Raw genomic sequence first — 6257 nt, forward strand, 5'->3', positions numbered from 1 at the left:
AGCGATAGTCATCCAAAAATTTCGGAATGGCTATCCAACTGATGCAGTTCTAAAATATCGTCACCAACAAGCCTATAAATCAAGACTAAATCAGGCTTCACATGACAATCACGACAATTCTTAAACTCTGCACCACCCTTCAAGGGATGATCTAAATATTTTTCAGGCAAAGGATTATTTGCGACTAAACAATCTAATACTTCTGCCCATTCAGCTGTAACCAGTTCTAAATAACGTCTTTTAATATCACGTTTAAAAGAACTGGTTACGATAATCTTACGTTTAGCCATGTGCTTCTTCCGACATAGCTTTAATCGCTTCTTCTACCGTTTCGTACTCGGTGTACTCGCCATTTTCAATCTCTTTTAAAGATTGAAGTAATTTGGCTGCTGCTTTAGGAGTTAAAGCAGTTTCTCGCGCATAGTCAAAAGATAAAGGGATCGCCTTAGTTTTAACGATTTGATTCAAGAACAGTTTGAATGCTTGGGGCATAGTCAAACCGTAGTCTTCCAAAATAGGTGTGACTTGTTCTTTTAACTCTGCTTCTAAGCGCATATTGAAATTGACTGCGGACATGATTTCCTCACTCAAAAACCATTAAAGTAAAGATAATATAAGGCATATTCTTTACTTTTTCATTACTTTTGATGTAATAAATGGTTTCTAACAACTAAATTTCGTATAACGCCCATTATGTTAAATGGATGATAAAAAATTTATCTATTGTAAGAATAGGGGATACTTCATCCCCCTATTCTCTTAAATATCTTAGAAGTTGTAACGAATACCTAAAGAGTAGTCATGTGATATTAAGTCCGCTGTATTTTTAAAATTTGCACCATCGAAAGATAGGCTAGTCTCAATTTCTCCAGCATCGACATAACGATAAGCTAAATCAAGAGCCACATCTTTAGTTACTTGATAAGCTACACCTGCACCTGCTGTCCAAGCGAAGTTATTATTTGTATCTGTAGAGATATGCTCAGAAGAATTAAACATTTCAGGGTTAGTTGAAATGTCATTTTCAATACGGCTTACACCTAAGCCAGCACTTAAATATGGCGTAAATTTAGTTGTATTTTTAAAATCGTAATAGCCATTTAGCATTAAAGACTGAGTTCTAAGTTCATTTACTACATAACTAGGAATGTTTGGTGGTGCTTGCTCTTCGTTACCATTGAAAATACCTGAGCTGATATTAGGCGCGAATGTAGCTTTATCTTTATATGTATATTCTAGTTCAGCACGAGCATTTACTTTACTTACCTTACTAAAATCAAAACCGATAGCAGCTGAGATATTTGGGTAAATACTTTCATCTGCATCTTTATGTTTAAAGATGATGCTCTCATCACCCTGAGCCAGTGTCAATTTATAGTCTTCAAACTTTGTATCGCTAATACCAGCTTTTAATGATGTATAAAAACCGCTATCTGCATAAGTTAAACTTGAAAATGAAATGGCAGTTACTAATAGAAGACGCTTCATAAGTGTTTGTTCTCTGTAATTATTATGAGGATTGTACATCTTTTTTGTTATTTTTTGATACTTCTTTAGTATTAATATTTAAGAGTATAGGTTTCATTTTGCTTATCAAATTTTATCTTTTTGCTACTTTTTAAACAATTTCTTTTAAATCCAGTAATATAACCAATTTTTTTTCGTAAAATAATTGCTAATTTTTGTTAATTTATGTGTAATTGCTAACTATATTTTTACTAGTTATTAATCATGGATTTCTATCTTATATGTATACTCTTTTTACTTATATTAGCTGTTTGGTTAGTCTATTCGCTATATAAAGAATGGAGGAATGATCCTTTCAGTGATAAGAATGGTCCTTCTAAGAAATAATCATTAAAGTAGTATCTATAAGAACAAAATATTAAGTTTCCCTAAAATTAACATAATACACCTTATACGAAATGTGTTATAATTTTCCTTAGAAATCAATGCTGTAGTTTCTAGTTGATAGCCCATCTTCCCCAAGGTGGGTTTTTTTTATGATTTTTCACGTTCCACGCCTATTCTTTGATCAATGTTTCACAACTTTGATTAGCTCCATTAAATAATTAAAACCTAGATAATAAGAACCGAGCGAGTGTCTACGAGCGATTGAGCATCATCAAAATTTCACGCTCGCCTTTTCTCTGATTACAAGCTCCCTTTCGATTTTAAACGGTAGGTACAGAGCATCCCGAATGGGTGCGAACTTTGGAGCTTTTGCTTTTCAAAAAGTATGAGCGAAGCGAATACATTACCAATGCTTTTGCTTTTAGATTTCACAAACAGGATTAACCAAAAACTGCCCCACGAAGCGAGGAACGAGCTTCAATAGAGTACGAGCTTTAGCGAGTACCTAGGGCAGTTTTTAGCACTCCCCTCTTTTTAATAATTTTATAATTTTATAATTTTAGACCACTTATTCATATTAATAATCAATGGCTTATATTGCTATATCTATACGTTTATGCAGTCTTATCTATACGTTTATGCAGTCTTATCTATACGTTTATGCAGTCTTATCTATACGTTTATGCAGTATTGCTATACGTATTTAATCTATGTAATATAATTACAACTAAAAAGAATGTATGTATAAGAAATGGCAAATGATTTAGTTGTTAAAAATAATGCGCTGATTGATGCAAGTTATACCTTGAGCTTAGTAGAACAACGCTTAATTGGATTGGCTTTGGTCAAAGCTAATAATCAGCACCAAGAAATTACCAGTGATACAGTTCTGACCATACATGCAGGGGAATATGCTGAACAATTTAAGGTTGATGGTTCAGTAGCTTATCGAGCATTAAAAGAAGCATCAGAACGGTTGTTTTTACGCTATTTCTCATACACCTTATATGGCTTGGAATTTGGTAAGGAATACACTTTTAAACGTCCCAAAAAGCTAAGAGATTGCGATATACCAACCGTTATGAAATCACGATGGGTACAAAAGATCGGTTATACAGAATCAGAGGGTTTATTACACTTCCAACTTACCAGTGATGTTGTCCTATTGGTTGCTAATTCAAAAGAATATTTCACAAGCTATTACTTATCACAAACTACCGACTTTACCAGTACCTACGCTACTCGATTGTTTGAACTCCTAATGAAATGGAAAAATGTAGGACATATTCCATTTATTGAAATAGAACAATTACGAGGGCAATTAGGTGTAGAACCTAAGCAATATAAAATTATTTCTAACTTTAAGTTGCGAGTCCTAGATGTGGCTGTGGAGCAAGTGAATCAACATTCAGACTATACGATTAAATACGAGCAACATAAGCAGGGGCGGACAATTATAGGTTTTTCATTCAAATTTAAGCCTAAAGTAGATAAAATCTCAAAAAAAATAATATCTAAGCAAAATCGTAGTAACCCTGATTTTTTTATAAAATTGAGCGATCCACAACGCCATTTATTTGCAAATAAAATGTCTGAAATGCCCGAAATGAGCAAATACTCACAAGGTACGGAAAGCTTTCAGCAATTTGCTATTCGTATCGCTGACATGCTTTTAGAGCCTGAAAAGTTCAGAGAGCTTTATCCATGTTTAGAAAAAGCAGGGTTTCAAGCATGATGAAATTAACCAACCTATTAGAAGAATTTCACGGCACACGAGCTGAATACCTCGATATCGTAAATTATGAAATTGCGAGGGAAAATATATGCAGTTATATCTTCCTATTATCCCGAATATCCCAAAATGCCGAACCCACCGAAAAAATGCAGATGGAAGGCAAAATAGAGGACTTAATTTACTATCGGGATAATTTGCAGATCGAAGATAAGGAAAATATCCAAAAGGTCTTAGCTGAGCTAATTCCAGAGTATAAAGCCGAACAAGAAAAACAAAGAGCTAAGAAAAATTAGGCTTTCTTCTTAGCTTTACTTTTTTGCTTTGGCTTAACAATAAATTGCTCTCCCAAAGCCTTACCTTGTTTAAAAGTAACGATTTCCTTAGCTTCAATTTTAAGTTTTTCGCCAGTTTTAGGATTGTGCCCCATTCTTTCGGCACGCTGTTTTACTTCAAAAGTCCCAAAATCAACTAATCGGACATTTTTATCTTCAACTAGGGCTTCTGTAATGACTTCAAGAACAGAATTAAGAACAACTCTTGCTTCGTCTTGATTAATATTTAATTTAGGTGCTAATTTGGCAATTAAATCGGCTTTATTCATAATTAATTTTCCTCAATATTTGGTAAGTCAAAAAGCTGTCTATCTCTATTTTCAGTTAAATATTCATTAAGTTCCGTGAGTATTTTTTCTTTGTTGGCTTCATTACTTTGCATCTTTTTAATTAAATAAGAACCGAGCAAAATTTTACGTCGAGTATCATCTTTTCTTTCCTGCTCCTTTTGCTTTGATTTTTCTCTTGCTTCGATAGCCTGTTTTTGAGCTTTTAACTGTTTCAGCTTCTCTAACTGGGCTTCAATTTTCTTTTCGATATTTTCAGCAGATTTTGTCATAACGGTTAATTTCGGGATATAGAAAACCACTCAAGCATAAGGCCCTATGAATTGAAATTCAAGCGGGCTATATGCTATCGTGTTTTTCATGAAATGCGCACTTACGACTTGGATTTCATCCAAGTCAAAGTTTGCGTAAGGGGAATCCCCTTAACCCCAAAAAACTGCTACGCAATTTTTTAAAAGCAAAAGCATCTCAAGGCGACTGCATGGCAATCTATCATTGTTCAACTAAAACAGTTAACCGAAGTTCAGGACGAACTGCGGTTGCATCAAGTGCCTATCGTGCAGGTGAAAAACTAGAAGATGAACGCACAGGGCTAACCCATGACTTTACGAGAAAAGACGGTGTCGCCCATTCTGAAATTATCTCTAATTTAGATATTGAAATTGACCGTGGCGAACTTTGGAACTTGGCAGAAAAAACCGAGAACCGCAAAGATGCCCGAACCGCTAGAGAATGGGTGATTGCCCTGCCTGATGAATTAGACGCTGATCAACGTAAGGACTTGGCAAAAGACTTTGCCAGGTCCTTAGTTGATCGCTATGACGTAATCGCAGATTTAGCCATCCATGACCCGAGTAAAGGCGGTAATGATAAAAACCATCACGCCCATATCATGCTCACAACCCGAAAAGCCGAATTGGACGCAGACAATAAACTCACTCTGAACACCAAAACCGATATTGAACTCAGCAACGCCAAACGAAAAAGCCTTGGTATGGGACAACCCAAGAAGACATTAAGCAAATTAGAGAAACATGGGCAGAGTTAGCCAATAAAGCATTGGAACGTGCAGGCTACCGAGAAAAAATAGATCACCGCAGCTATGCCGATCAGAACAACGGACTACAAGCCACCATCCATGAAGGCACCAAAGTCACTCAATTACGCAGACAAGGCATAGACACTGAAATTAGCCGTTTCAATGACAACGTCAAACAGCAGAATACCCAACAACTTGACCAACAGAAACAGCAGAAAGAGAGCGTTTTACAGCGTGGTTTAAACCGTGTCGATCAAGGTTTTGATCAATGGCAGAAGAACCAAGAAACCAAACGTCTAGAACTGGAACGCCAAGCGGAAATGAAGCGACAGCAAGAATTAGATAAACAACGAGCCGAGCAAGCACTCCGCAAGGCATCTCAAAAACTAAGTAGAGGCGGAATGTCATTATGAGTAATCAAAATGATCTAGATGACCAGTTATATATTTTATTGGCATCCATGAAGGAATATCGAGAAGCCATAGCAGACGATAAGAAGCGATTAGAGCAATTTTACAACCAAGTCGCTAGTGAAGTACTAGACAAGGTTGAAAAATCGCTAGAAAACGCAAATAAAAAGCATACAAGTGCATTAAACAACAGTATTCAACAGTTAAATCAAGCAATCAGTAGACTTAACTCAAAATTTATCATCATTTTTGCCAGTACCTTTGTCACATTGGTGATGGTGTTCATTTTGGCAATCTTCTTGTACGTGCCAAGTAAAGATGAAATTGATGAACGTAGAGCTGATATGGCTGTACTTAAAAAATATCCGCTACAAATTAGAGAAAGTGATGGTGAAACGCTTGTCAGAATTATGACGAAGAAATGCTATTCATTTGAGCCAAATAACGTCAAAAATAAAACTTATGACTGGTGTCGCATCGACCCTAAAAAATACTAGGCGATCGATACTTTGCTTGGTTTTTCTCATTACTGATCAGATTACAGCAAGCGCAAAGTTGCCCGACTTTGAAACATGGCTAAAGCCATCTTTCAAAGCATCG

8 protein-coding genes and 1 pseudogene are annotated in these 6257 nt (G+C 35.8%); 4 read left to right on the top strand and 5 right to left on the bottom strand.

All coding sequences use genetic code 11. From position 1 onward, the window contains the following. Positions 1–8 precede the first annotated feature (8 nt). The 3 genes from HUK62_RS17090 to HUK62_RS17100 all read right to left on the bottom strand — a co-directional run bounded on the left by HUK62_RS17090 (position 9) and on the right by HUK62_RS17100 (position 1527). On the bottom strand, positions 9–290 hold the full coding sequence (locus HUK62_RS17090) for a type II toxin-antitoxin system YafQ family toxin (RefSeq protein WP_001129137.1): 282 nt from the start codon (positions 288–290) through the stop codon (positions 9–11). Beyond that, positions 283–576 (bottom strand): type II toxin-antitoxin system RelB/DinJ family antitoxin, encoded by a 294-nt coding sequence (locus HUK62_RS17095; RefSeq protein WP_001277151.1) that lies wholly within the window; start codon positions 574–576, stop codon positions 283–285. Before HUK62_RS17095 ends, HUK62_RS17090 begins: the two co-directional genes overlap by 8 nt. Positions 577–768: 192 nt before the next feature. Further along, positions 769–1527 carry an outer membrane protein gene (locus tag HUK62_RS17100; RefSeq protein WP_176538532.1) on the bottom strand — a complete coding sequence of 253 codons (759 nt, stop codon included), beginning with the start codon at positions 1525–1527 and terminating at the stop codon, positions 769–771. Between the two features lie 1078 nt (positions 1528–2605). On the opposite strand from HUK62_RS17100, the gene repM reads away from it, so the two are divergent. Together repM and HUK62_RS17110 are read left to right on the top strand one after the other, a co-directional pair. Continuing rightward, the gene (gene repM / locus HUK62_RS17105; protein ID WP_087554524.1) at positions 2606–3589 is read left to right on the top strand and encodes a replication initiation protein RepM; all 984 of its coding nucleotides are present in this window, start codon (positions 2606–2608) and stop codon (positions 3587–3589) included. Continuing rightward, complete coding sequence (locus HUK62_RS17110) at positions 3586–3882, top strand: hypothetical protein (protein WP_176538533.1); 297 nt, start codon at positions 3586–3588, stop codon at positions 3880–3882. Before repM ends, HUK62_RS17110 begins: the two co-directional genes overlap by 4 nt. Here the strand turns inward: HUK62_RS17110 and HUK62_RS17115 are convergent. After that, positions 3879–4190, bottom strand: a complete 312-nt coding sequence (locus tag HUK62_RS17115; RefSeq protein WP_004870952.1) for an HU family DNA-binding protein — start codon at positions 4188–4190, stop codon at positions 3879–3881. The two genes, HUK62_RS17110 and HUK62_RS17115, sit on opposite strands and share 4 nt — an antisense overlap. Positions 4191–4192: 2 nt before the next feature. After that, a complete protein-coding gene (locus HUK62_RS17120; RefSeq protein ID WP_176538534.1) occupies positions 4193–4480 on the bottom strand; it encodes a mobilization protein in 288 nt (95 codons plus the stop codon). A 209-nt stretch (positions 4481–4689) separates the two neighbouring features. On the opposite strand from HUK62_RS17120, the pseudogene mobQ reads away from it, so the two are divergent. Together mobQ and HUK62_RS17130 are read left to right on the top strand one after the other, a co-directional pair. Beyond that, positions 4690–5660, top strand: a pseudogene (mobQ, locus tag HUK62_RS17125) (MobQ family relaxase). Continuing rightward, positions 5657–6154, top strand: coding sequence for a hypothetical protein (locus tag HUK62_RS17130; RefSeq protein WP_176538535.1), 498 nt, complete (start codon positions 5657–5659; stop codon positions 6152–6154). The pseudogene mobQ and the gene HUK62_RS17130 overlap by 4 nt, the downstream one beginning before the upstream one ends. Positions 6155–6257 lie beyond the last annotated feature (103 nt).

It is taken from the genome of Acinetobacter sp. NEB 394 (genome assembly GCF_013374795.1).
Classification (GTDB): Bacteria; Pseudomonadota; Gammaproteobacteria; order Pseudomonadales; family Moraxellaceae; genus Acinetobacter; species Acinetobacter johnsonii.

Excerpts from the sequence above, each read along its gene's own strand:
- HUK62_RS17115 (WP_004870952.1), bottom strand. The coding sequence starts at position 4,190 with ATGAATAAAGCCGATTTAATTGCCAAATTAGCACCTAAATTAAATATT.
- repM (WP_087554524.1), top strand. The coding sequence starts at position 2,606 with ATGGCAAATGATTTAGTTGTTAAAAATAATGCGCTGATTGATGCAAGT.
- HUK62_RS17100 (WP_176538532.1), bottom strand. The coding sequence starts at position 1,527 with ATGTACAATCCTCATAATAATTACAGAGAACAAACACTTATGAAGCGT.
- HUK62_RS17090 (WP_001129137.1), bottom strand. The coding sequence starts at position 290 with ATGGCTAAACGTAAGATTATCGTAACCAGTTCTTTTAAACGTGATATT.
- HUK62_RS17120 (WP_176538534.1), bottom strand. The coding sequence starts at position 4,480 with ATGACAAAATCTGCTGAAAATATCGAAAAGAAAATTGAAGCCCAGTTA.
- HUK62_RS17110 (WP_176538533.1), top strand. The coding sequence starts at position 3,586 with ATGATGAAATTAACCAACCTATTAGAAGAATTTCACGGCACACGAGCT.
- HUK62_RS17095 (WP_001277151.1), bottom strand. The coding sequence starts at position 576 with ATGTCCGCAGTCAATTTCAATATGCGCTTAGAAGCAGAGTTAAAAGAA.
- HUK62_RS17130 (WP_176538535.1), top strand. The coding sequence starts at position 5,657 with ATGAGTAATCAAAATGATCTAGATGACCAGTTATATATTTTATTGGCA.